We start from the raw sequence: 23,160 nt of genomic DNA, 5'->3' as shown, positions 1-23,160 counted from the left end.
GCAACACAATTATAAGCTTTGTTGCACACTTGTTTAAATGCTGAAATCGCTAACGACATAAGCTTTATTGATGTACTGTTTCTGTGTAAACTGATTCGCCGGCTATGCAAAGAAGAAAACTCAAAATTGAGTGTCTAAAGTAACCCCCGCGAAGGATTCACATTAATGCCCGTAAAGCCAAATTATATACCTAAAATTCTGATTATTGATGATGAACCGTTTAACCTGGAATTTCTTGAGTTAGTTCTTCGCCAGCGAGGATACAGAGTTATTACAGCAAACAACGGCAGAACGGGTATTGAACTTGCGGTAAAAAAACAGCCTGACCTTATTCTGCTGGATATAATGATGCCAGGAGAAAACGGATTTGAATGTGCAACTATTTTGCGCATGTCTCCTGAAACTTCAGAAATACCGATTATTTTTTTAACCGCGCTGGATGATGCAAAAAACACCAGAAAAGGATTCGATGCCGGAGCCGTAGATTTTATTACAAAGCCTTTCGAATACAGAGAAGTTTTACACCGGATCAGGCTGCACCTGAAAATAGCTGAAAATGATAAGTTTATACTAAGCAAAACAGAAAAAACTTTAAAACCGGACTTACAACTGTCAGCCGACAATGATGATCAATTTTTGCGCACAAGTATCTCAATATTTCCTGCAAAATATGAAACATCAAAAGCATACTTTCACGAGTCAGTGATTCTGGCCAATAATTCTGAAAGCCATTTACTACTGAACTTTACTCCGCCGCGATTAAATGAACAAATCGCAACTTTGCTCAAAAAAGCTCTGATCCTTAACACAGGTCCGCTTTACACGCCTGCTGAAACTTTCAGAAATATCGGTATTGCTCTGCAAGAATATTTTGTCAGTGACATGAACAAAGCCATAGAGGTGACGGGAATATATGCTGAAGTTGACCGGGGGACTGAAACACTCACGGTAGTAGATGCTGGAGCACTCCCGCCCATATTACTGCAAAAGAACGGATCAACTGTTTTTATTGAACCCCAAAGCGGACCGCTTGGCGACCTGGGAAAAGGTATGCTCCCTTGCGCCACTTTCGAAATGAAAAAAAGCAGCAGACTGTTCATTTATAGCACCCAAATGCTATCTGCATTCAAATCCGCCGGAGAGGGAGTAAAAGAACTGAAAGAAGCATGCGAACTGTCATCAAGAATCGACATTGAAACAGCCTGCCAGGCCGCAGGGGAGATGCTGATAAAAGGCAACAACAAACCGGACGGAATACTTATTGCCATTGAAGCTTAAATTTGAGCAGGGCAAGATTAAACCTGTTAAACTATTCTTTATTAAAATTAAAAAGATCAGTTAAAAAACTTCTTAACTGATCTTTTTTTGAGCAATCTTATACAAAGACAACTATTACTATCGCCTGCTGCCTTCTGCCTTTAGGCTACGCACCAACTCCGAAAGTTCTACGACTTCGGCAGAGAGACTCTGCAGCGCATTAGTTGTTTCCAAAAGACCTTCTGTTGTCTGTTGTGAAATCTGACTGACTTCATCAACCGATCTGGTAATTTCTTCTGACGCGGCCGATTGTTCTTCCGTCGCAGCGGCAATACCTTGAATTCTTTCAGAAGAATTGCTCACCATTACAACTATTTCAGACAAAACTTTACGAGACTGTCCTGAAAGCTCAACAGCCCGGCTGAGATCAACAGTAGCTCTCTCCATAGATTTAACATTGATGTTTGCAACACTTTGTATGGACGAAATGGCTTCGCCGACTTCTTTAGTGGCATTCATTGTTTTTTCAGCAAGCTTACGGACTTCATCCGCAACAACCGCAAAGCCTCTTCCGGCTTCTCCGGCTCTTGCGGCTTCGATTGCAGCATTTAATGCCAACAGGTTTGTCTGATCTGCAATATCTGTAATGACCCCTAAAATTTGTCCGATAGACTGAGCCTGATGGCTAAGCTCGTCCATATTGACCTTTAATTCTCCCGCCTGCTTTTGCGTCGCATTGATGGCATCAATTGAATTCTGGACAACTTTCGCGCCCTCGTTAGCTTGAGACATCGCAGTTTCACCGGCAGTAGCCGCTTCGCCGGAATTTTTTGCAACCTCAAAGACAGATGCATTCATTTCTTCCATTGCAGTTGCAGCGCCTGTAATTCTTTCAGACTGCACTGCTGTTCCATGCCTTATTTCTTCAGCCTGAAGGGAAATTCTTTCTGCAGCCTCAGATAGTTTCCCGACGATTCCATCAATCCGTTCAGCTGCTTGATATAATCCTTCAGCTTTAGCAGATTCAGCTTTTCCGGTAGCTTCTTTAGCCAGCTCAAGGGCTTCTGATGTCTGCTTAGCCTTCTCTTCCACCACAGCATTTTGTTCCTTAACTTCTGCCAAGGTACGATTTAACTGAACCAGCATATCTTGAAATGCCTGAGCAAGGACTCCGTTTTCATCTTTTTGCTGCACTGACAGACTGGCATTGAGATCTCCAGACCTGATCTGCTGCGCAAACGCAACCATCTTATGAATCGGCACAGTAATATTACGAGAAACAACTATCGTGATTAGTGAGCCTAAGACCAAACCGAAAAAGGTTATCCCCAAAATAACATAAATCAGATTTTGAAATGACTCATTAGATCTTGTTAGTTTTGCTTGTGACTGCATTTCAACTATCTCAGTAAGTTTATTTAAATTCTCCCGCATAGCATCAAACAAAGTTTTAGCTTCACCAAGCGAAACAACCTGAGCTTCTGCATTCTTTCCATCCTGTACATATTTGATGACCTGTTGTGATACAGGTTCCCATTTCTCGCGATCAGAAAAATAAGCATCAACATACTTCTTTGTTTCAGGAGTATTGAAAACTTTTAAAAACTTTTTAACTCTTGTGTCAGCCTGACCGATATTGTCAGTATAATCTTTCATCTGACCTTTAAATAGATCTGATTCAGGTGTTATAAAGCATATGCTCCGCTCAGCGATCAAAGCTTGATGCAAATCCCTATCTGCTTCAAGCAAAACACTGATACCGGCATACTCAGTGCTGAACACGCTGACCAGTTCATCATGCAAATATTGAGAACTCCAATAAGCAGCCGCACCCATCGTAACAACAAGTATAAGATTGGTGATCAAAATAAGCCCTAATTTTGAAACAATCTTTATACGACTTAATATTTGCATAATTCCCCCCGTATCTGGAGCATACTCAGCTCAATTAATTCTGTTTATATAAACATATAAAACACAGTCTTACTTCGAATATACATATTTTTTATAGAAAAACAATCCTTTTTAAAAGTTTACAACATGCCATAAAAAAGCCCCGACATTGAAAATGTCGAGGCTAAAAATAAAGTGTTGCTTAAAATTGACTATTTAGCTGATTCAATAGGATTTTTTGCTCCCTTCCATGCGAAAATACCACCGGGGTATCTTTTCACATTTGTGTACCCAAGCTTTTTAGCCCACACGGCTCCGTTGTGACTGCGAGTGCATTTAACGAATCCACAATAAATAATGATTTCTTTATTTTTATCAGGCCCTAACAGCTCAACAAACTGTTCCTGTGTTTTACCGTCAGTTTCTTTAACATCCCATTCATTCATATCAGGGATAGGGAAGAGAAACTGCTTTGCACCTGGAATATGCTCTTTTTTATAGCTTGCTTCATACGGCATGGTATCAATAACAAGCACATCAGCTTTACTATCCAGAAGAGCTTTAAGCTCCGCAGTAGAAATTACATCATAATTACCGCGCTGAACTTCGCGCACAAGTTTGATTGCGCCGGTTTCTTTTACAACTTCCTGTTCAAATTTATCACTGCCGAGGCAACCGACCAGTGAAAACATCAATGTGCACACCGCGGCAATTGATAAAACATTTCTGACTAATTTCATTAAAACCTCCAAAAAAACAAATTCATTTTTTTAAAACAAAGGCAAAAACAGACCGGGGTCTGTACTCCTTCACCACTCTAAGCCAATAAAGATAAACACACCCAAACAACAAAAACAGATCCCTGAAAAAAGCTTGCCAAAGAGAATGATACGCGCTGCCTTCTGCATCCCCGGGCGCAAAGCAACCACAGTCAACATCAAGCCCCATACTTATTCCGTGGGCAAGAACACCCATAAATATAAGCAGAAAAATTAAGTAAAGAGACAGCGAACCTTTGAGATCCCAGACAAGACCGATCGCAATCAAAAATTCCGCAACCGGAAGAAAAACAGCGGTCAAATAAACGAGAGAATCAGGCAAAAGCCCATATCCACTTATAACCGAAGCAAAACCATGAGTGTCCAGCAGTTTTGTCACACCTGCATAAAAAAACACTGCAGCAAGAAGGCATCTTATAATAAAATAAACCTGCTCAGACATAAGTTTTTCAAGCATATGCGCCTTCCCCGTTTAACAGTCCAACGCCATTGAATAAAAATACAGCTGTATACAATTACCCTCATTTTGTGTTTCAAATCAAATCGTTATAACCTATACTAAAACAAGTATCTGATAGCTTACGCTTATAACATTTTTTACTGCGCAAAATACTCTTTGCCTAAAGGAGTTATTCTGGCTTAAGTACTAAAAGTTACATCATAATATTACAGGATAAAAGAATATGAAAAATTCGAAAGATGACCACCAAATAGGCGAAGAATTAAAAAACAACTACGCCCATCAAGAACCTGACAAAGTGGTCGAACCGGAAGAAGCTCTGCTAGAACTTTCCATCGAAGACCTGCCGAACTCAATCAAACATGCGTTGGAAAAAACCGGATGGGAAAACCTGACTCCGGTTCAATCAAAATCTCTTCCATATCAATTAAAGAGAATTGATCTGATGGTTCAGGCAAGAACAGGCAGCGGAAAAACAGGTGCATTTGTACTGCCGCTGCTCGAAAAAATAGACCCTTCACTTAACCGCACACAAGCCTTAATCCTAGTTCCTACAAGAGAACTCGCGAGACAGGTTGAACGTGAAGCTGAAATAATTTTCAAAGATACAGGAATCAGAGTTCTCTCCGTATACGGCGGAGTAGGATACGGCAGGCAGAAAGAACAGCTGGAAAAAGGGGCTCACATGGTTGTGGGAACTCCCGGCCGAATTCTAGACCATCTGATGAAAAGGACTTTCTCCCTGCGAGATATAAGAACACTGATTTTCGACGAAGCTGACCGGATGCTTTCAATCGGTTTTTACCCCGATATGCAACAGGTAAAATCCTATCTGCCGGACCGTCCGATCAGCACCTACATGTTTTCAGCAACCTTCCCCGAACACGTACTGCGGCTCTCTAAAGAGTTTATGTACAACCCCCAGCTTCTAAGCCTCAGCAGTAAACATGTTCATGTCGCAGAAATAGAACACGCATATTACGAAGTTCCAGCCATGGGCCGCGAAAGACAGCTTATGCGAGTCCTTGAAATGGAAAATCCCACCTCAGCCATCATTTTCTGCAATACCAAAGCTGATGTAAACTTCGTAACTGCCGTACTGAACAACTTTGGATTCAACGCCGGAGAATTAACTTCAGACCTTTCGCAAAACAAAAGAGAAAGTATTCTTGGAGATTTAAGATCCGGTAAAATTAAATTTCTGGTGGCGACTGACATTGCGGCACGCGGAATTGACGTTCCGGATCTATCGCATGTTATTTTATATGAACCGCCTGAAGATAAAGAATCTTACATCCACAGAGCAGGACGCACAGGAAGAGCAGGATCATCGGGAATAGCAATTTCTCTTGTTGATGTTATTCAGAAACTGGAACTGCAACGAATTGCTGCAACTTACAGTATCAACTTTGACTGCCGCGCCCTGCCAGATGATAAAGAGGTTTTAAATACTATTAATGAAAGGCTTACCAACATTCTGGAAAGCAAATACCGCTCAACAACTATTCTTGAAAAAGAGCGCATCAACCGCTACAAAGACCTTGTCCGCCAGCTTGCGGAAGATGATGAGCAATGCACTTTGGTAGGAATGCTCATGGATGAACTTTATCAGAACTCGCTACACGCCCGCCCGCCGCAGCCGCCATCTGAAGATCAGATCGAAAGCAACAGCAAACGGCAAGCAAGACCTCCAAGGTCAGGAAACCGTTCCGGAGGACCTCAAAGAGGTGGTAGACCGCAAGGCAGAAATTCCGGCGGACATGACAGATACTAACAGAAAACGATTTGGAGACTAGAAGATGAAATTGCTTTCAAGTCAGGTAGCAGGTTACCTCGACCACTCATCCTGGATTCGTAAGATGTTCGAAACCGGAATGATCTTAAAGAAAAAATTTGGCGAAAATGCTGTATGCGATTTCTCTCTCGGCAACCCTGATGTTCCGGCTCCGGCTGCAATAGCTGACGGTCTCAGAGAAATAGCAGGATGTGCCGGAGAACCGTTTACATTCGGATACATGCCTAATGCAGGTTACCCTTCTTTGCGCGAAAAAATGGCAGAACATATTTCGCAGGAACAAGGAGTTAAGGTTGAAGGAAGCGATATCATCGTAACCTGCGGTGCTGCCGGAGCAATCAATGCTCTCTATCGCGCCATTCTTGAACCGGGTGATCAACTTATCTGCCCTGCTCCTTACTTTGTAGAGTATGGGTTCTACGCTCAGAACTCCGGCGGAGAACTGGTTACAGTTCCATCCAAACCGTTGACTTTTGAATTGGACTTTGACGGAATAGAAAAAGCCATCAATGAAAAAACCCGTGTTGTACTGATAAATTCCCCGAACAACCCTACAGGCGTTATTTACTCAAAAGAAGATCTGGAACGCCTCGCTGAAATTTTGAAAAAAGCAAACATCGGCCGCGAAAGACCTATTTTTCTGGTTGCCGACGAACCTTACAGGTTCCTCGCCTTTGACGGAGTAGATGTTCCTTCGGTCCTGCCGCTTTATCCATACAGCATTGTGGTAAGTTCTTTTTCAAAAAATCTGTCACTGGCAGGAGAAAGAATCGGCTACGCGCTGCTCAACCCGGATATGCCTGAAAAAGAAACCCTGCTTGCAGGACTGGTTCTTACCAACCGCATTCTCGGCTTTGTCAACGCTCCGGCTGTTGGACAAAAACTGCTTGAAAAAGCCCTCGGGTCTGAAGTTGATAAAAACATCTACCTTGAAAGACGCGATGCAATGGCTAAAATCCTTGATGAAGCAGGCTACTCATACACAATGCCTAAAGGCGCATTCTATTTCTTCCCTGCCGCCCCCCGCGGAGATGATGTAAAATTCTGCGCGGCACTTCAGGAAGAAAAGATTCTTGCAGTTCCCGGCACAGGGTTCGGATACCCCGGGTACATCAGATTGGCGTTCTGCGTAAGCGTAGACGTGATTGAACGCTCTCGTGAAGGTTTCAAAAAAGCTATCGCACAGTTTTAATAAGCTTATATAAAAAGAGGGGAGGCCGAAACGGTCTCCCCTCTTTTTTTTACTTGTCAAATTTCCATCATACCTATAGAAGTCTCTTCCTGCTTAAGTGAACCAGCTCAGGTATAATATTCTGAAATAGTCCTTTTCCCTTTTCTCCATACAATATGAACTACATATGTTCAAAACTAAACCTGTTATTCCAGTTAGATGTTCAGATTATGCACACCTGTGGAAAACGCTGTTGTTTCTATTGTAGCAAACTGAAGACTTCTCTTATAAATTAATCCAATCCGGAACGAGAAGGCTTGCTTTGCCAAGCTCTTTTTCAAGCAACTGGAAATCCGGTTCAACCTGTTTAACCAGTTGCCAGTATTTAAGCGAATGATTCAGGTGAACAGTATGACAAAGCTCATGGATAATCACATAGCGTACTAAACTGTACGGCAAAAACATGAGCTTCATGTTAAGATTGATATTACCTTTTGAAGAACAACTGCCCCACCGTTTCCGCTGTGACCTGATAAAGAGCTTTTTAAAATTCATTCCAAGTTCTTTGGAAAGATCCGTTATCTCGGCTGATAAAAAAGAGCGGGCCTGAGTGCGCACGAACTCTGTCAAAGCTGCAATATCTTCCTGCTCAGTCCAATCCGTTCCGCTTAACATCAACTTGTCTACATTTTTACGGACATGCAAACCGACTTTTCTGGTCCGCACTCTGTGAATAAAAATTTCAGTTTCATTGGCAGCAAAAAATATACTCTCAGGCAGAACAAGTTTGGGGGGAGAAAGTGAAAAGCCTTTACCTTCAAGATGACTGATTGCGGATAAAATCCATTCCCTCTTTCTTTCAAGGAACTTAGGAACTTCTCTTTTGCTTACCCCTTTGGGCAGAACCACTTCCAGGCCTTTATCAGGAATCAATTTAATGATCACATTTTTCGCCCTAGCACTTACCCGTATTGAATACGGAGGCGGAAAATCACACATAGCAACACCCTTAAATAGATAATACTTTAATTACATATCTATCAGTTTCAGTTCTACTGGCTACCGCTTTTTAAGCTGCAAAAGTTTTACTTGTCTTGTAAAATCTTCAGGGCTATTCATTTAAATCCTTTTAAATAATTACCAACATTCCACCGACCAAGGATTTCCAGTGACCAAGCCTGCCTTTACTTCTCGCAAAATGTATATTTTTCTTCTTGTTCTGACGATAGCAACGACAATAGGATTTCAGGGCTGGAGAACTCTTTTAAACAACTTCGCAGTAGATGTCGCCGGCTTAAACGGCGTACAGTTCGGAACAATAGGTTCAATTCGCGAAATTCCGGGATTCCTGTCTTTATTTGTAATCTATTTTCTTTTCCTTATTAAAGAACATAGATTGGCATCACTTTCTGTTATTGTTATGGGCATAGGAGTTTCACTGACAGGGTTCATGCCTTCTTTCACGGGTATCGCATTCACGACCATACTTATGTCATTCGGCTTTCACTATTATGAAACGCTCAATCAGTCTTTGACGCTGCAATATTTCAATTTTACAGAAGCACCGATTGTGATGGGCAGGCTTAAAAGCCTTGGAGCAGCAACAAATATTTGTGTCGGTGTGACAATTTTCGCAGTCTCAGGTCTTTTCAGCTATACAGAAATGTTTGTAGCGGCAGGGATTGTTGGTATCTCAGGTGGCATCTATTGCTCTTTTCAAGATCCCTCGTCCACAGGAATGCCGCTTCAACACAAAAAGATGATCCTAAAATCAAAATACTGGCTTTTCTACGCGTTAACCTTCATGGCAGGCGCAAGACGGCAGATATTTGTTGCATTCGCAGTTTTTTTGCTGGTCCAAAAATTCCATTACAGCATTCAGTCTATCACAATATTATTTGTAATAAATAACATCATCAATTACTTCCTTAATCCGGCGATTGCCAGAGCTGTAAATAAGTTCGGCGAAAGGAAAGTACTTAGTCTTGAATACTCATGCCTGATTTTTATTTTTGTAGCCTATGCTTTCACAACCAGTCCTCTGGTAGGTGCAATACTTTATATTCTGGATAATATATTGTTCGGTTTCGCCATGGGTATCCGCACTTTCTTCCAAAAAATTGCAGATAAAAAGGATATTGCTCCAAGTATGGCTGTGGGCTTTACCATCAACCACATTGCAGCCGTGGCAGTTCCGATTCTTGCCGGCATTGCATGGATGCAGGATTACCGCATAGTTTTTCTAAGTGCTGCGGTGCTGTCAGCTTTCTCACTGATTCTCGTCCAATTTATTGACAGAGAACTTAAAATAAAAATGAATTAATCTGATAAAAAAATGGCCGCTCATATCAACTTGAGCGGCCATTTAAAAAAACAATTATTTAATAAAAACTAGCTTTTCTTTGCAAATTTACGACGGATAAGACCGACTAAACCAAGCCCGCCACCCATAAGCAAGAGTGCACCGGGGAGAGGTGTAGGAGCTGTATTTGAAATTCTGGTAACGGTAATATCTTTTAGAGCTAGTGAACTCTCCCTTCCATTTTTACCGATAGCTTTTTCTGTAAGCACAGAAATTTGTGAACCAATGTCAAGAGAGTCAAAAGGACCAGTCCAGCTATTTATGTAAACATTTGAACTAGCACTACCAGTTTGCCCCTCGAACGTATAGCTTTGACTATCCTGACGAGTCTCAAACCAATTTGTTTTATGATTAACAGTGCCTTCCAGTACTCCACCTGCATAGCTATAGTATGTATTAACCTTTTGATGACTCCAAGGGTAGGCTACACCATTGGGGGAAGACTCAGTCCCTCCCCTATCAAAGTCAATTTTAACCACATATTTTAATGTATCTCCAACCTTTATTCCAGCTTTTTTAAGTAAATGTCCATCGTCATACGTCTCCCAGGACTGGCTGACAGTTCCCTGAAAAGTCAAATAAACAGGAGACGCAAAAGCGTAACCCGGCAAAGACATCACAAACATAAGCACCAAAATCTTCATTAGCTTACTCATAAATTATTTCCTCCCATTTCCTTCTATAGAAAAAGACCCCGATAAATTTCTAATACCTTAATTAACATATAACAATCTTCAATCAACAAGTCAATAATAGTAAATATTACCATTAATTTTCTAAATGATCCTTTTGACACCGCCCAGAGCATCATGCAAATAACAAACCAAAATTACAGAGATAATAATACCTGCATCCATTTATCACTTCATAAAGTTACAATTTCAAAGTAATCACTTATATAAATTTAATCTATTTCATATTATAATTAAAGTTTACAGGCTACAAAGTTTAATTTTTGTAGACACACCATAAAGAAAACTTTCAATCAACAACTCTTTACAAAATCATATAAATAAAGGAAATTGATTTTTTTAAATAGTTAATTTTTACCGTCTGAATATAGCTGTTACGGTTTTAAGGAATAAACATGGAACTCAGTAATAAAAAAGTTGAAAATGCGCTCGTCGTTGGACTGAAGGGAAGACTTGACGCGCTGACTTCTCCAAATTTTGAAGACACAATATGCCAATTCATTAAAAAGGGAGACACAAAAATTGTTCTGGACCTTGGCGAACTTGAATATATCTCCAGCGCAGGATTACGGGCAATTCTATCCACAGCTAAAAGACTCAGAGCTGAAAACGGAGCAATTGCCTTTGCTAATATCACAGGGATGATCAGTGAAGTGTTTGAAATTTCGGGATTCGGGTCTATGTTCAATCTTTACGGTTCCGCCCTGCTCGCCGCAAAAGATATTTCTTAGCCAGCGAGAGGGATGAAATGAAACCTCATATTCTCATAGCTATAGCAGCTGTATTTTTCACTATCCCCCCTATGCTTGCACAAGCTGAAACAAACCCCGATTCCACAGTCAGAAATGAAGTTATTACAGTATTAAAGGACAACCCGGGGCTTATTTTAAAGGCTTTAAAAGGGCATGAAGAAGAACTTTACGATCTCATGCAAATCGGCCTTGAAAAGAAAAACAAAGCTAAAATCCGTGAAAGACAAATAAAACAGTTAAGTACCCCCTATATGCCTCTTCTGATGGTCGGCAGACCTGTATGGGGAAACCCGAATGGTGATATCTCAATATTCGCGTATTCTGATTTTCAATCAGCAAGCTGTTTAAAAGCAGATAAGACAGTACAAGAACTTTTAAAAGCTGATCCGAACGTTAATTATCATTACCGTCACAATCCGCAAGGTTTTCATAGAATGTCCCGCCCTGCAGCGCAGTATTATGAAGCATTAGCTCGCCAAAATACTCAAAAAGCAATTGCATTTAAAGATATGCTGTTCACAAGCCAGTCTAAAATCAATAAAACCGGATTGAAAGAACTGGATGGGCTAGTACTCAAAATCGGTGGGGATTTAGCGCGTCTGCACAAAGACATAAATTCCGATCAAGTTAACAGTATTATTGCCAGAGATGTTAACGAAGCTAAAAAATTCGGATTCACGGCTTCGCCAGTTTTCATTATCAACGGATTAACGGTAACAGGCGCGGCACCACTTAGCGAATTTCAAGAAGTTATCAAACTAATCCGCGATCATAAATCAAAATAGAATTCCGGCGTATTCTTTCTGTCTATCTAAAAGCTTACCTTCTGCCTGTTATTTATAATTTAATTTTTATAAAAATCATATATCTAAACTTGAAGCTTACTTTAATAGAATACGCTTAGACTATGCGTACTTTTTCCTGTATATTATTTAAGAAATGAACCTTCTGCATAAAAGGACAAGTCAATGGATTTAAATAACTCCGACATACCCCATGTCTTTCTCCACACCGGAGATGCATTCATCGGAGTAAAGCCTACAATAGTTTCTACGGTACTGGGATCTTGTGTTTCCATTTCCATGTTTTCCTCACAATTACAACAGGGTGCAATTTGCCACGCATTTCTGCCATCAAGAAAAGAAATAAACCCGGACAAGCAGGTGTCTATCCAGATTTGCCGGTATGTTGATACAGCTGTAGACTATTTATTGGAGTGTATGACCCGTATAGGTGCCAATAAATCAAGACTTGAAGTTAAAATATTCGGCGGTTCCAGTGGACTTACTTTATCAAAAGTAAGAGCTCCAAACTTCTTTTCTGTCGGAGATAGAAATGTTAAAATGGCTTTCAAATGCTTAGCAGAAAAAGGACTTCACCCTAAGTCCATGGATGTCGGCGGGAATGTCGGACGAAAAATTTTATTTGCTACACATACCGGTGACATCTGGCTTAAAAGACTTGATAAACAAACCTTACTTAAAAATAATTTATCCCCACATGACTAAACATATGATCATATTTAAAAAGATTATCCCTGTATTGGTTTTCAGCTATATTTTAATTGCTTCATTTAATCCTGCATATGCCGACGAAACTATTTATCAATATTCAACCATTGATTCCTTGTTACTTGGTAACTACGATGGAGATTTGTCCGTTGCAGAACTTAAAAGTCACGGAGATTTCGGAATCGGTACCTTTAACAGTTTAAACGGAGAGATGGTATTTCTTGATAACGAAGTATACCGGGTCGGATCTGACGGTAAAGCCGTTGCTGTGAATAATTCTACATACGTTCCTTTTGTTGACGCTCTAAATTTCAGAACAAATTCCATACTTACAATAGATTCAGTTGCTTCACTTGATGAGTTGAATCAAAAAGTCACTAAAGATCTTCCTTCGGAAAATCTTTTCTTTGCCATTCGTATAGACGGTAGATTTGCAACAATGCAAACCCGAAGTGTTCCTGAGCAAAAAAAACCCTACCTCCCGCTTGTTGAAGTTGTAAAACATCAAAGTTTATTTAAATTTACCGAGATAGAAGGAACTCTTATAGGGATCAAAAGCCCTGTCTATATGAAAGGAATAGGCGTTCCCGGATTCCACTGGCACTTTATTACTAAAGACCGCACCGCAGGCGGTCATGTCCTAGGCTGCAATTTCAAAAATCTTATCGCAAAGGTTGGATCTTACAGTAATTTACTCTTACAACTTCCAACGACTAAAAACTTTTTAGATTCTAATTTTACTCATGACAAAGAAAATGAATTAAAAAAAGTAGAAAAAAGTTCCATTAAAGAGTAATAATAAAATGTGAGATATCCCTTTTTTTTGAGGGGTAGCTATTTTTTTTATTCTGGAGGAATACCGTGAACAGTAGATTTATTATAAAAGTTGATGAAGATCTTGAACAAATAATGCCGCGCTATCTTGAAATTCGCCATAAGGAACTGGTTGAACTGGAAGAAGCTATCAAAACAGAAAACTTTGATCAGATTAGAATGCTGGGGCATAAACTGAAAGGAACAGGAGCCGCGTACGGTTTTGAAGAGCTGACAAGACTTGGCCAGCTGATTGAAGATAAAGCCTGTGCAAAAATAATGGAAGAAGTTCCTGAATCTACGGCGCAAATAAGAAAGTATCTTGAAAATGTTGAAATAGAATATGTACCGATGGATTAAATTTTAGTCACTCTCATTAGAATATGAGAACAAAAAAACTCCGATCAACTTTACTGGAAAGTTAGAACGGAGTTTTTCTGGAAAGCTATAAATATGGCTTATAGTATAAACTGACCAGTTACTGATTCAGGGTTCGCAATTATTTCTTCAGGTGTACCTTTGGCTACAATTCGGCCACCGGATTCACCACCCCCGGGTCCCAAATCAAATACATAGTCCGCTGCACGGATAACATCGGTATTATGCTCAATAACAATAACCGTTGCCCCTTTTTCCACAAGCTGCTGCAAGACCTTGATCAGCTTACCTACTTCATGCATGTGCAGCCCTGTAGTAGGCTCATCGAGAATATAGAGCGTTCCGGGCAAACTTCTTTTACCAAGCTCACGGGATATTTTAATACGCTGTGCTTCGCCGCCTGAAAGAGTTGTTCCCGGCTGACCGAGTTGTAAATATTCAAGCCCGACCTGCTCTAAAACTTCTAATCTTCGCTTCAGCGTAGGATGATTTTCAAAGAACGCCTTTGCCTGACGGACTGTCATATCAAGCACTTCAGCAATATTGCGTCCCTTATAATCTACTTCCAGAGTCTGATTGTTGTAACGCTTGCCTTTACAGACATCACAGGTGACATAAACATCCGGCAGAAAGTGCATTTCAACTCTTATCTGTCCGTCACCGCTGCAAGCTTCACAACGACCGCCGCGCACGTTGAAACTGAATCTGCCTGCTTTATAGCCGCGTTTTTTTGATTCCTTAGTTGCGGCAAAAATATTCCTTATTTCGTCAAATATTTTCGTATATGTCGCAGGATTGGACCTCGGAGTTCTGCCGATAGGGGACTGATCAATTGAGATGACCTTCTCGATTTTATCTGCACCGTCAATACCGCGAATCTGTCCCGGTTGGTCAACTTTTATTCCGCTGGCTAAAGCAAGATGCTTGTACATGGAATCCACAACAAGCGAGCTTTTTCCTGAGCCGGAAACTCCGGTGAAACAGCATAATATTCCGAGCGGAATATCCACATCAAGATTCTTAAGGTTATTTGTTGTGACCCCGCGAAGCTTTATCCAGTCGGTCGGAACACGCCTTTCATCCGGTTTATCAATGGCAAGCTCACCACGCAGATACTTTGCAGTAAGTGACTGAGATTTACCGAGCAGATCAGCAACACTGCCCTGATAAACAATCTCCCCGCCAAGCATACCTGAGCCGGGCCCTAGTTCAATAACATGGTCGGCATTCCTGATAGTCGCTTCATCATGTTCGACCACCAGAACAGTATTTCCTCTACCCTGAAGTGAGCGCAGTGTTTTGATAAGTCGTTCATTATCACGCGGATGTAACCCGATAGAAGGTTCATCAAGCACGTATGTAACACCGACAAGACCTGAACCCAGCTGACCGGCCAGCCGGATGCGCTGCGCTTCACCGCCGGACAAAGTCGCCATATTACGGCCCAGATTTAAATACTCGAGACCGACATTGACCATGAATCCGATGCGATGAATCAATTCTTTCATCAGAGGTTCTGCGATGAGTGAATCATGTCCTTTGAATTCCAATGCGCCAAGCCAGTCCAGCGCACGCTGTATGGACATGGAACAGAAATCGAAAATACTTTTATCCTCAACCAGCACGGCAAGAGATTCCGGCCGCAAACGAGCTCCGTTACAGGCGGGACAAGGGGTGTTCTGCCTGAAACGGGACAGTTCATCACGCCAGATACGCCCGAGATCTCGACCTGACTCAAGCTGATTGATAATACCTTCCCACTCGAGCTTTTCATCACCGTAAAACAAGGCTTTTAAAGCTTTTTCAGAAAATTCATTAAGCGGTGTATCAATTTTAAATTTGTACTTTTTACCTAAAGCGCGAAAATCTGACTCGTACCGCGCAAACATTTGCGGGGACTTCCAAGGAATAATTGCGCCGGATTTCAAGGAAAGTCCTTTATTGGGGGCGAGTAAATCCGGTTCATAATACTCGACGCTGCCGATTCCTGAACAGGTCTGACAAGCTCCCTGCGGACTGTTAAACGAAAACAGTTGCGGAGACAGCCGCGGCATACTTATTTTGCAGGAAGGACATGTGGACATGGTGGAAAGATAAATATCCTCACCGTCGATAATCGAGACGATGATTGATTCATCACCGTAACGCAGGGCAAGTTCCAGCGAATCGCCGAGTCTTTTCTTGATATCACTCTTTATGACCAGACGGTCGACCACAAGATCAATATTATGCTTGCGGTTCTTTTCAAGCTCAGGAACATCATCAATTGAAACGATCTCTCCGTTAACTCTTACACGCACAAACCCTTCACGCTTAAGTTTGGCAAAAAGATCTTTATGAGTGCCTTTTTGATGATCAACAAGCGGAGCAAGAAGCATAAACTTTGTACCGTCTTCAAGCGACATCATTCTATCAAGTATTTCATCTGAAGTCTGTGCTTCAATAGCCTTACCGCACTGAGGGCAATGGAATTTACCCAGACGGGCATAAAATACACGCAAAAAATCATAAACTTCCGTAACTGTTCCGACCGTTGAACGCGGGTTGCGTGAAGTGGACTGCTGCTCAAGGGATATTGCCGGAGAAAGTCCCTCAATTTTATCAACTTTCGGTTTATCAAGCTGCGGCAGGAATTGCCGAGCATACGCAGAAAGTGATTCAACATATCTACGCTGCCCCTCGGCATAAACTATATCAAAAGAAAGTGTAGATTTACCTGAACCGGACGGTCCGCAAACAACAACCAGCTGATCACGGGGAATATCCAGATTCAAATCTTTAAGGTTGTGATGCTTGGCACCTTCAATATGAATAGACTTGTTTTGCATATATTTCTCTCTGTCCGAATCTTGCTGATTCGAAACAAACGTTAATTATCGTGACATTACGCTCTATTTAGAGACCACTTCGCAATGTATTTCGTGAAAATTCTGAAATTATTCAATGAGCAGTCAATGCTCGCAAGCGGTGAACAGAAAGAATAAGTACTTTCGAAACAAAGGCAAGTAAACAGTAATGATTATTATCAAAGAATTATTAGAGCTTTTAGTGCTTAAAAAAAGGCTTAATCCTGCTAAGCAGATAAGGGACAATCGGCCCGCGTTTATGGCGGTTTAAATAAAGCCCCTTAGCCACTGCGAACGGAGCAGTAAAAAATTTCCAAAAAACAGCTGAAAGACTGACAGCAAGGTCATTTCTTTTATACCCCAATTCTCTCATCTCGTTTCCGGCAATGAGCTGCATAATATATGCATCTTCCAAAGCCAATCCATCCTTCCAGCGACCTACAGAAGAAGCAAAAATCCCTTTGCCGTGTTTCTCGGCAGATGAATTCTGCGAAGCAACATTTAGCATGTCGGCATGGTAATCCACTCCGAGAACTTTACAAACAGATTGAACAGAACTTTCGGTATTATCAACCAGAGACTCATATTTCAAAACAAACAGATTCTCTGCCGGAACTATTTTTTTTAAGCCGATTAAGGATCTCATGGAAGATTTCCACTGCAATGAGGTTATAACCGGGTGATATAACCTTTTAAGCCGCTCAGCATTGTCCCCTTCACGTGTTTTCCATTTATCTCTATATGACAGCATAAAGTCGCGTGGATCACGAACGCAGGCAATAATCAGAGCCTCCGGGTAAAAATTTATTATATCAGGCACATTATATAAATCGCGCGGAGCGTTGTTGCCCCATCTTTTTTTACCGACAAACTCAGTCTGAACTTTCATAAATCTGGATAAGATCTGCTCATAGCTCTTACAATCTTTAAAATTATTTAAACTCAGCAGACCTCCTTTCAACTCATCAACTCTGACCTGATCTTCGGGTTCACTATACCTGCCGTATATAGTAAGCAGGCGGGAATATATTTTCCCCAGCGTTGCACCGTCAATGACCTCGCCAAGTTCTTTTCGACGGGAATAAATATCATCAAAATAATAATTCTCACCCGGCATAAAAATTTCAGGATGTCTCCCTATTATCTTAGCCGTTAATGTTGTGCCGGAGCGGGGAGCTCCTACGACGAAAACAGGCCTTTTCAATTTACCCCTGCCTTTGCTAAATCTTTATAGATTGATGAAATACGCATACTGACGATACCGGCTTCATAATGGCGCAGTGCATTTTGACGGGCTTCAAGTGAAACAGCTTTAAAAATCTCAGGAGATTCCAAAAGATAAGTGACAGCGTTAACAATCGCAGCCACAGTAATTTCCGGCAGAATCACCGCATCCAGACCTGCGTGAACAACATCCTCTATACCTCCGGACAATGGAACAACGCAGGCAAGCCCTGCCCCCATAGATTCCAGCAGCGAGACTGGACACCCTTCAGAAAACAATGTCGGCAAGATAAAAATATCTGATTTTGCCAGTGCACTTTTTTTGTCCGTTCCTCTTATAAAACCGGGAAATGAAATATTACTAAGTCCGCGGGAAACCGATTCTGCTTCAAGGTTTCTTCGTTCAGGGCCATCGCCTGCAAATATCAATTTGATCGCAGGATATTTAGCAGTTAAAATTTCAATTGCATCAAGGAGCTCATAAACACCTTTTTTCCGAACCATCCTTGAAAGAAATAAAAGAGTAGGCTGCGAAACATTCAAATCTACACTTTCCGGAACATCATTTTTGGAAAACATTGAACTTACAACTTCGACTCTGCCTTTGGAAATACCGCAGGAAATTAATGATTTTTCATATTTTGAGCTGAGAACCGTTATCTTCCCTGCAACAGAAAGGAGCCATTTGAAGATAGAATTATAAATAGAGTTTGATGTGATCTGCTCAAAAAATGAAACGGTCCAGCCATGAAAAAAAACTAACACCCGTCCGCTATATCCAAAAATTTTAAGGAGCAATAAAACCAGCGATTCCCGCAAAAAAGCGCGCCCATTAAGCGACGGATTCACATGAAAAACATCAAATTTATTACGAAGCAAAAAATAAGCGAGGCTGAACACATCAAAAAAAGGCTGTAAATATCCCGAAAAAAGGCCTTGTCCGGCTTTTCTGCCGAATGCGAAATGCGTTGCTTCAAAACTCTCGTCAAGATTTGTCATCAGCATTTTTACGGTGTCGACAACACCACCTTGGTGGTCTAAATCTCTAGAGATTATCAAAACTTTTATTAGACTTGAATTCAATTGTTGTTTTCCGGCAACACTCATTTTTTAGAACGCGCCAAGTTAGGATTATCCTGCAATTCTTTGCTATATCCGCTCATATCTCCAAACTCTACTTCGGATTCATAATTTTCTGCAATATACGCAATAAATCGTTCAATATCGCGATAATTTTGAGCATATTGCTTGGTATGACTCTCAATCAGAACAGGAATCCGTTCCGCATCATATTCGCGGAGTTTGCCGATTACTGTATCAAATGATTTTTTAAGATATGAAAACGGCTGATCACCTATTTTAAGGTGCGTACGGTATGGACGCAAATTCAAAGTAAAATCATTTTTACCTTTAAGCGGTTTCAGCTCTCTGATATCAGCAGGAATTGAGCCGGAATGATAATATCGCAGCGGGCTTTTAGAAATTAACCCCGAAAAAATATGATTAAAAATATACTTTGAAAAAGTTAATAAATCCGGAGAATAAGATTGCAAAGGAATAACTACGGACTTTCCACTTGCATCTGCAATTTTGGTCAAGTCGTCATGGTTAGGATAATAAGGAAGATTCTTTTCTTCCATGCCTGAGTAATCAAGCCCCTGCCGCTTAACAACCATGCCGTCACACGGGCCCATAATAATATGGATTCCGGCTTTTCCAAGTTCAGACATTAAATGTGTGGAAGGTTGCAACCCCCATGCCCCGCCTTTAAACGCGCAGACATCATATTCAGGGCGCACCTGACGCAAAAGCGATTCCAGATAATCCACAGAATCAGCAATCAGAGCCGTTTGTTCTTCCGGCAGAAGACGGCCGATATTCCACACGTCCGTCAGGTGAAAGTAGCCGTCTTTATAGACTGAGTTCACCCACTGAGGGTGCAGGTGAAGTTGTACGTCAAATCCTCTCTCAATCATGAGCTGAACTGTTTCGGCCCACAGCTTACTCTGAATTTTAACCTCAGGGTGCTTGCAAAATTTTTTCAAGGTCAGTTGATGGGCGACATCAACCATAAACGTAAGTTTTACCCCGTATTTTTCGGCAATATTCATCAGGGCAAGGGCAGGTAGATATTGCAGATCCGCAACATTTCCCAGGCCGTTCCCCATTATTTCAAAATCATCCTCTATGAGGACTAAAAATTTCTTCTTCATACTTGAATATCCTGAAGACTTTACACTTTTTCTGTTTCGCAAGCACAGGTAGAAAAATCTTCATCGACCATTTCAAGGCCGTTTTCCTGTATCTCTTCAATAAAGAGTTCAACAAGCTCAGGGTCAAGCGAAGGCCCTGCCAGCTTGCGGAGAATGGAAAAAGCTTTATCAAGGCGCATGGCTTCCTGATAAGTACGGGTAGTTGTAATGGCATCAAATACATCCGCAATACTGAGAATACGCGCACCTTGCGGTATTTCATTTCCTTTCAGACCGTTGGGATATCCTGTCCCGTCCAGCCTTTCATGGTGACAACGCACAAATTCAACTGCATGGCCGAGAAATTTAAGATCCCTCAGCATACGAAATCCTGCCTCTGGGTGCCGTCTTATTTCAGCGAGCATCTCATCATCAACGCGGGTATCTTCATTAAAGAACAGCCGGTCGCTGAACCCTATTTTCCCGATATCATGCAGAATTCCCGCAAGTTTCACGGTCCAGACTTTATTTTCTGAAAATGCGGCCCGCAGCGCAAGTCTATGCGCATATTCACCGACACGTTCACCGTGTCCGCGAGTATATTTATCCCGCAGACTGAGACCGCGCGCAGTGGCTTTTACTGTATCCAAAATATTTTGTTTAAGCTCTTCGTTAGCCTGCTCAAGAGCAAATTCACGGGCTTCGATTTTCACCATCATCAAACCGACAGACTCAGCTATCTCACGAACATACGGATCAAACTTATCGGTAGTAAGTTCCATAATATCGTTTGAGTAATTCCCGCCGGAGATATCCTGAATACAAGCCAGAAGCTGAGTTAAACCGTCCATATTGCGTACCTGCTATTAATGATTAACTTCTCTGATGACGATATATAATGCGACTATAAAAAAATAGCAAAAAACACCTGCAATTTATACCTGAACAGAGTACCATCTAACAAACGTATAAAGGAGATTTCAATGAATACATCATTCAACTATTTCATCCCTACTAATATTATTTTCGGAGCCGGACGCATAAAAGAACTGGCAACCGTAACTCTGCCCGGAACAAAAGCCCTTATAGTAATCAGTTCCGGCACATCAATGATCCGTTTCGGGTATCTTGATAAGGTCGTAAACGCACTGAAAGAGCAGAAGGTTGAAGCGGTAATCTTCAATAAGATTCTCCCGAACCCTATTGTTGATCACGTAATGGAAGGAGCAAAAACGGCCCGCGACAACGGCTGCGATTTTATCATCGGCCTAGGCGGCGGAAGCTCCATTGATTCAGCTAAAAGCATCGCAATAATGGTTAACAATCCCGGAACATATTGGGATTACATACATGGCGGAACAGGTAAGGGCAAACCGGTTACCGAAAAAGTTCTCCCGCTCATTGCCATTCCGACTACTGCCGGAACAGGCACAGAGGCTGACCCGTGGACAGTTATCACCAACCTTGAAACCAAAGAAAAAATTGGTTTCGGTATCCCGCCGACCTTCCCCGTACTCGCCATTGTAGACCCTGAAATGATGCTTAGCGTGCCAGCGCACCTGACAGCATATCAGGGCATGGATGCCTTTTTCCACGCAGCAGAAGGATATCTTGCCAATGTTCACCAGCCCGCAAGCGACCTGTTCGCGCTAAGCTCGGTTAAACTGATCACAGAGAATCTACCCATTGCGGTAAAAGACGGCTCAAACATGGAAGCCCGCACCGCACTGGCATGGGCCAGCACACAGTCCGGCATGGTGGAATCAACATCCAGCTGCATATCACAGCACTCAATGGAACACGCACTTAGCGCATTTGATCCTGCCGTCACCCATGGCGCAGGGCTTATCATGCTAAGTGTTGCCTACTTCTCGTTCATGGCGAAAAAAGTTCCTGAAAGGTTCCCTGCACTTGCCGAAGCAATGGGTGTGGACGTCAGCAAGCTACCTGAAAGCGAACGGGCTATGGCATTCATAACTGCACTCAAGAAGCTCATCAAAGATATTAATTGCGACGGGCTGAATCTTAACGATTACAAACTGGATAAATCACAGGCCGGAAAACTGGCAGACAACGCAATGACCGCCATGGGATTTTTGTTCACTCTTGATCCTTACAAAATGAATAAGGATGAGGTTGTGGAGATATATGAGAGTGCTTTTGGTGCTTAGGTTTTAGTTTTTGATTTAATTTTAAAAAGAAGTTTTAAAAAATATTGATTGTAATAGGGAATCTCCTCTTTCGTTTGTTCGAAGGAGGGGATTTTTTTGTTATCGACGTTTTCACATCTTTGCCAAAGCTATTCCTTATGCAACAAATCACACTACCTTTACAAGCTTCGAACCTATAAGTATCATTACTACTTCATGATCTAACACCATTAAATTTTAAGAATATAGGCTGTTAAATGAACAAACTAGACCATAAACAAATTTTCAAAGAGCTGTATAAACCTTCATCTAAAGAAATCAGTATAGTAGATGTTCCGAGCATAAATTTTTTAATGATTGACGGACATGGTGATCCCAACACTTCCGAATCCTTTAAAAATGCCATCGAAGCATTGTATTCAGTTGCATATGCCCTGAAATTTATGTCCAAAAAAGGAGATCTTGGGCAAGATTATGTTGTGATGCCATTAGAGGGACTCTGGTGGTCAGAAGACATGGACTCTTTTACAGCTGGGAATAAGGAATTATGGGATTGGACTCTTATGATAATGCAACCGGATTTTATCTCTAAAGAAATGGTCATTTCAGCAATTGCAGAAGTTCAAAAAAAGAAAAACCCCACGGACTTGGACAAAATAAAATTTGAAGCCTTTGCAGAAGGAAAGTGCGCTCAAATATTATATATTGGACCATACAGCGAAGAAAAATCATCTATTGATAAAATTCATGAGGCTATCACAGAACAGGGAAAAACCTGCTCAGGAAAGCATCATGAAATTTATATTAGCGATGCAAGAAAAACAGCCCCTGAAAAACTTAAAACCATTCTTCGCCAACCATTTAATTAATTCTTAAAATATGCTT

Annotated in this window: 21 protein-coding genes; 11 read left to right on the top strand and 10 right to left on the bottom strand. The window is 41.4% G+C overall.

Annotated features, from left to right (window positions below; translation table 11 throughout):
• Window positions 1–165: 165 nt before the first annotated feature.
• On the top strand, window positions 166–1,278 hold the full coding sequence (locus B9N78_RS15730) for a response regulator (RefSeq protein ID WP_085103991.1): 1,113 nt from the start codon (window positions 166–168) through the stop codon (window positions 1,276–1,278).
• A 117-nt stretch (window positions 1,279–1,395) separates the two neighbouring features.
• Here B9N78_RS15730 and B9N78_RS15725 read toward each other — a convergent pair whose 3' ends face one another.
• The 3 genes from B9N78_RS15725 to B9N78_RS15715 form a co-directional block, all read right to left on the bottom strand.
• Window positions 1,396–3,171, bottom strand: a complete 1,776-nt coding sequence (locus B9N78_RS15725) for a methyl-accepting chemotaxis protein (protein ID WP_085103989.1) — start codon at window positions 3,169–3,171, stop codon at window positions 1,396–1,398.
• A gap of 191 nt (window positions 3,172–3,362) precedes the next feature.
• Window positions 3,363–3,890: a rhodanese-like domain-containing protein gene (locus tag B9N78_RS15720; protein ID WP_085103987.1), complete on the bottom strand. Its 528-nt coding sequence runs from the start codon at window positions 3,888–3,890 to the stop codon at window positions 3,363–3,365.
• Window positions 3,891–3,912: 22 nt separating this feature from the next.
• Entirely contained in the window at window positions 3,913–4,386 is a 474-nt protein-coding gene (locus tag B9N78_RS15715; protein ID WP_085103985.1) for a MauE/DoxX family redox-associated membrane protein, read from the bottom strand.
• Between the two features lie 226 nt (window positions 4,387–4,612).
• Here B9N78_RS15715 and B9N78_RS15710 point away from each other — a divergent pair, with 226 nt between their 5' ends.
• Both B9N78_RS15710 and B9N78_RS15705 read left to right on the top strand, forming a co-directional pair.
• The gene (locus tag B9N78_RS15710; RefSeq protein ID WP_085103983.1) at window positions 4,613–6,163 is read left to right on the top strand and encodes a DEAD/DEAH box helicase; all 1,551 of its coding nucleotides are present in this window, start codon (window positions 4,613–4,615) and stop codon (window positions 6,161–6,163) included.
• 25 nt (window positions 6,164–6,188) lie between these two features.
• The gene (locus B9N78_RS15705; protein WP_085103981.1) at window positions 6,189–7,376 is read left to right on the top strand and encodes a pyridoxal phosphate-dependent aminotransferase; all 1,188 of its coding nucleotides are present in this window, start codon (window positions 6,189–6,191) and stop codon (window positions 7,374–7,376) included.
• A 264-nt stretch (window positions 7,377–7,640) separates the two neighbouring features.
• On the opposite strand, the gene B9N78_RS15700 is transcribed toward B9N78_RS15705, so the two are convergent.
• A complete protein-coding gene (locus tag B9N78_RS15700) occupies window positions 7,641–8,300 on the bottom strand; it encodes a M48 family metallopeptidase (protein WP_245805574.1) in 660 nt (219 codons plus the stop codon).
• A 223-nt stretch (window positions 8,301–8,523) separates the two neighbouring features.
• Here B9N78_RS15700 and B9N78_RS15695 point away from each other — a divergent pair, with 223 nt between their 5' ends.
• Window positions 8,524–9,678, top strand: coding sequence for an MFS transporter (locus B9N78_RS15695; protein ID WP_245805573.1), 1,155 nt, complete (start codon window positions 8,524–8,526; stop codon window positions 9,676–9,678).
• 68 nt (window positions 9,679–9,746) lie between these two features.
• Here B9N78_RS15695 and B9N78_RS15690 read toward each other — a convergent pair whose 3' ends face one another.
• A complete protein-coding gene (locus tag B9N78_RS15690) occupies window positions 9,747–10,373 on the bottom strand; it encodes a hypothetical protein (protein WP_085103977.1) in 627 nt (208 codons plus the stop codon).
• A 431-nt stretch (window positions 10,374–10,804) separates the two neighbouring features.
• Here B9N78_RS15690 and B9N78_RS15685 point away from each other — a divergent pair, with 431 nt between their 5' ends.
• The 5 genes from B9N78_RS15685 (at window position 10,805) to B9N78_RS15665 (ending at window position 13,845) form a co-directional block, all read left to right on the top strand.
• Window positions 10,805–11,140: an STAS domain-containing protein gene (locus B9N78_RS15685; protein ID WP_085103975.1), complete on the top strand. Its 336-nt coding sequence runs from the start codon at window positions 10,805–10,807 to the stop codon at window positions 11,138–11,140.
• 17 nt (window positions 11,141–11,157) lie between these two features.
• Window positions 11,158–11,946: a DsbA family protein gene (locus B9N78_RS15680; RefSeq protein WP_085103973.1), complete on the top strand. Its 789-nt coding sequence runs from the start codon at window positions 11,158–11,160 to the stop codon at window positions 11,944–11,946.
• A 183-nt stretch (window positions 11,947–12,129) separates the two neighbouring features.
• Entirely contained in the window at window positions 12,130–12,669 is a 540-nt protein-coding gene (locus tag B9N78_RS15675; protein ID WP_085103971.1) for a chemotaxis protein CheD, read from the top strand.
• 4 nt (window positions 12,670–12,673) lie between these two features.
• A complete protein-coding gene (gene budA / locus B9N78_RS15670; protein ID WP_085103969.1) occupies window positions 12,674–13,468 on the top strand; it encodes an acetolactate decarboxylase in 795 nt (264 codons plus the stop codon).
• Window positions 13,469–13,533: 65 nt separating this feature from the next.
• On the top strand, window positions 13,534–13,845 hold the full coding sequence (locus tag B9N78_RS15665) for an Hpt domain-containing protein (RefSeq protein ID WP_085103967.1): 312 nt from the start codon (window positions 13,534–13,536) through the stop codon (window positions 13,843–13,845).
• A gap of 98 nt (window positions 13,846–13,943) precedes the next feature.
• Here the strand turns inward: B9N78_RS15665 and uvrA are convergent, their stop codons facing one another.
• The 5 genes from uvrA to B9N78_RS15640 form a co-directional block, all read right to left on the bottom strand.
• Complete coding sequence (gene uvrA, locus B9N78_RS15660) at window positions 13,944–16,691, bottom strand: excinuclease ABC subunit UvrA (protein ID WP_085103965.1); 2,748 nt, start codon at window positions 16,689–16,691, stop codon at window positions 13,944–13,946.
• A gap of 217 nt (window positions 16,692–16,908) precedes the next feature.
• Entirely contained in the window at window positions 16,909–17,913 is a 1,005-nt protein-coding gene (locus tag B9N78_RS15655; protein WP_085103963.1) for a sulfotransferase family protein, read from the bottom strand.
• Complete coding sequence (locus tag B9N78_RS15650; protein WP_170921450.1) at window positions 17,910–19,016, bottom strand: glycosyltransferase family 4 protein; 1,107 nt, start codon at window positions 19,014–19,016, stop codon at window positions 17,910–17,912. The genes B9N78_RS15655 and B9N78_RS15650 overlap by 4 nt, the downstream gene beginning before the upstream one ends.
• A gap of 20 nt (window positions 19,017–19,036) precedes the next feature.
• The gene (locus B9N78_RS15645) at window positions 19,037–20,146 is read right to left on the bottom strand and encodes a polysaccharide deacetylase family protein (protein WP_085103959.1); all 1,110 of its coding nucleotides are present in this window, start codon (window positions 20,144–20,146) and stop codon (window positions 19,037–19,039) included.
• Between the two features lie 20 nt (window positions 20,147–20,166).
• Window positions 20,167–20,976, bottom strand: coding sequence for an HD-GYP domain-containing protein (locus tag B9N78_RS15640; protein ID WP_085103957.1), 810 nt, complete (start codon window positions 20,974–20,976; stop codon window positions 20,167–20,169).
• Between the two features lie 132 nt (window positions 20,977–21,108).
• Here B9N78_RS15640 and B9N78_RS15635 point away from each other — a divergent pair, with 132 nt between their 5' ends.
• Window positions 21,109–22,296 carry an iron-containing alcohol dehydrogenase gene (locus B9N78_RS15635; RefSeq protein ID WP_085103955.1) on the top strand — a complete coding sequence of 396 codons (1,188 nt, stop codon included), beginning with the start codon at window positions 21,109–21,111 and terminating at the stop codon, window positions 22,294–22,296.
• A 236-nt stretch (window positions 22,297–22,532) separates the two neighbouring features.
• Window positions 22,533–23,144 (top strand): GyrI-like domain-containing protein, encoded by a 612-nt coding sequence (locus B9N78_RS15630; RefSeq protein ID WP_085103953.1) that lies wholly within the window; start codon window positions 22,533–22,535, stop codon window positions 23,142–23,144.
• Window positions 23,145–23,160: the final 16 nt, after the last annotated feature.

The organism is Desulfovibrio gilichinskyi, from assembly GCF_900177375.1.
Classification (GTDB): Bacteria; Desulfobacterota; Desulfovibrionia; order Desulfovibrionales; family Desulfovibrionaceae; genus Maridesulfovibrio; species Maridesulfovibrio gilichinskyi.
The sequence above is the reverse complement of the archived record's forward strand: the minus strand, read 5'-3'. Positions and strand labels throughout refer to the sequence as shown.

What these genes read in the sequence shown, in the direction of transcription:
- B9N78_RS15715 (WP_085103985.1), bottom strand. Translation starts at nt 4,386, where the DNA reads ATGCTTGAAAAACTTATGTCTGAGCAGGTTTATTTTATTATAAGATGC.
- B9N78_RS15675 (WP_085103971.1), top strand. Translation starts at nt 12,130, where the DNA reads ATGGATTTAAATAACTCCGACATACCCCATGTCTTTCTCCACACCGGA.
- B9N78_RS15705 (WP_085103981.1), top strand. Translation starts at nt 6,189, where the DNA reads ATGAAATTGCTTTCAAGTCAGGTAGCAGGTTACCTCGACCACTCATCC.
- uvrA (WP_085103965.1), bottom strand. Translation starts at nt 16,691, where the DNA reads ATGCAAAACAAGTCTATTCATATTGAAGGTGCCAAGCATCACAACCTT.
- B9N78_RS15725 (WP_085103989.1), bottom strand. Translation starts at nt 3,171, where the DNA reads ATGCAAATATTAAGTCGTATAAAGATTGTTTCAAAATTAGGGCTTATT.
- B9N78_RS15645 (WP_085103959.1), bottom strand. Translation starts at nt 20,146, where the DNA reads ATGAAGAAGAAATTTTTAGTCCTCATAGAGGATGATTTTGAAATAATG.
- B9N78_RS15730 (WP_085103991.1), top strand. Translation starts at nt 166, where the DNA reads ATGCCCGTAAAGCCAAATTATATACCTAAAATTCTGATTATTGATGAT.
- B9N78_RS15630 (WP_085103953.1), top strand. Translation starts at nt 22,533, where the DNA reads ATGAACAAACTAGACCATAAACAAATTTTCAAAGAGCTGTATAAACCT.
- budA (WP_085103969.1), top strand. Translation starts at nt 12,674, where the DNA reads ATGATCATATTTAAAAAGATTATCCCTGTATTGGTTTTCAGCTATATT.
- B9N78_RS15680 (WP_085103973.1), top strand. Translation starts at nt 11,158, where the DNA reads ATGAAACCTCATATTCTCATAGCTATAGCAGCTGTATTTTTCACTATC.
- B9N78_RS15690 (WP_085103977.1), bottom strand. Translation starts at nt 10,373, where the DNA reads ATGAGTAAGCTAATGAAGATTTTGGTGCTTATGTTTGTGATGTCTTTG.
- B9N78_RS15685 (WP_085103975.1), top strand. Translation starts at nt 10,805, where the DNA reads ATGGAACTCAGTAATAAAAAAGTTGAAAATGCGCTCGTCGTTGGACTG.
- B9N78_RS15710 (WP_085103983.1), top strand. Translation starts at nt 4,613, where the DNA reads ATGAAAAATTCGAAAGATGACCACCAAATAGGCGAAGAATTAAAAAAC.
- B9N78_RS15635 (WP_085103955.1), top strand. Translation starts at nt 21,109, where the DNA reads ATGAATACATCATTCAACTATTTCATCCCTACTAATATTATTTTCGGA.
- B9N78_RS15720 (WP_085103987.1), bottom strand. Translation starts at nt 3,890, where the DNA reads ATGAAATTAGTCAGAAATGTTTTATCAATTGCCGCGGTGTGCACATTG.
- B9N78_RS15640 (WP_085103957.1), bottom strand. Translation starts at nt 20,976, where the DNA reads ATGGACGGTTTAACTCAGCTTCTGGCTTGTATTCAGGATATCTCCGGC.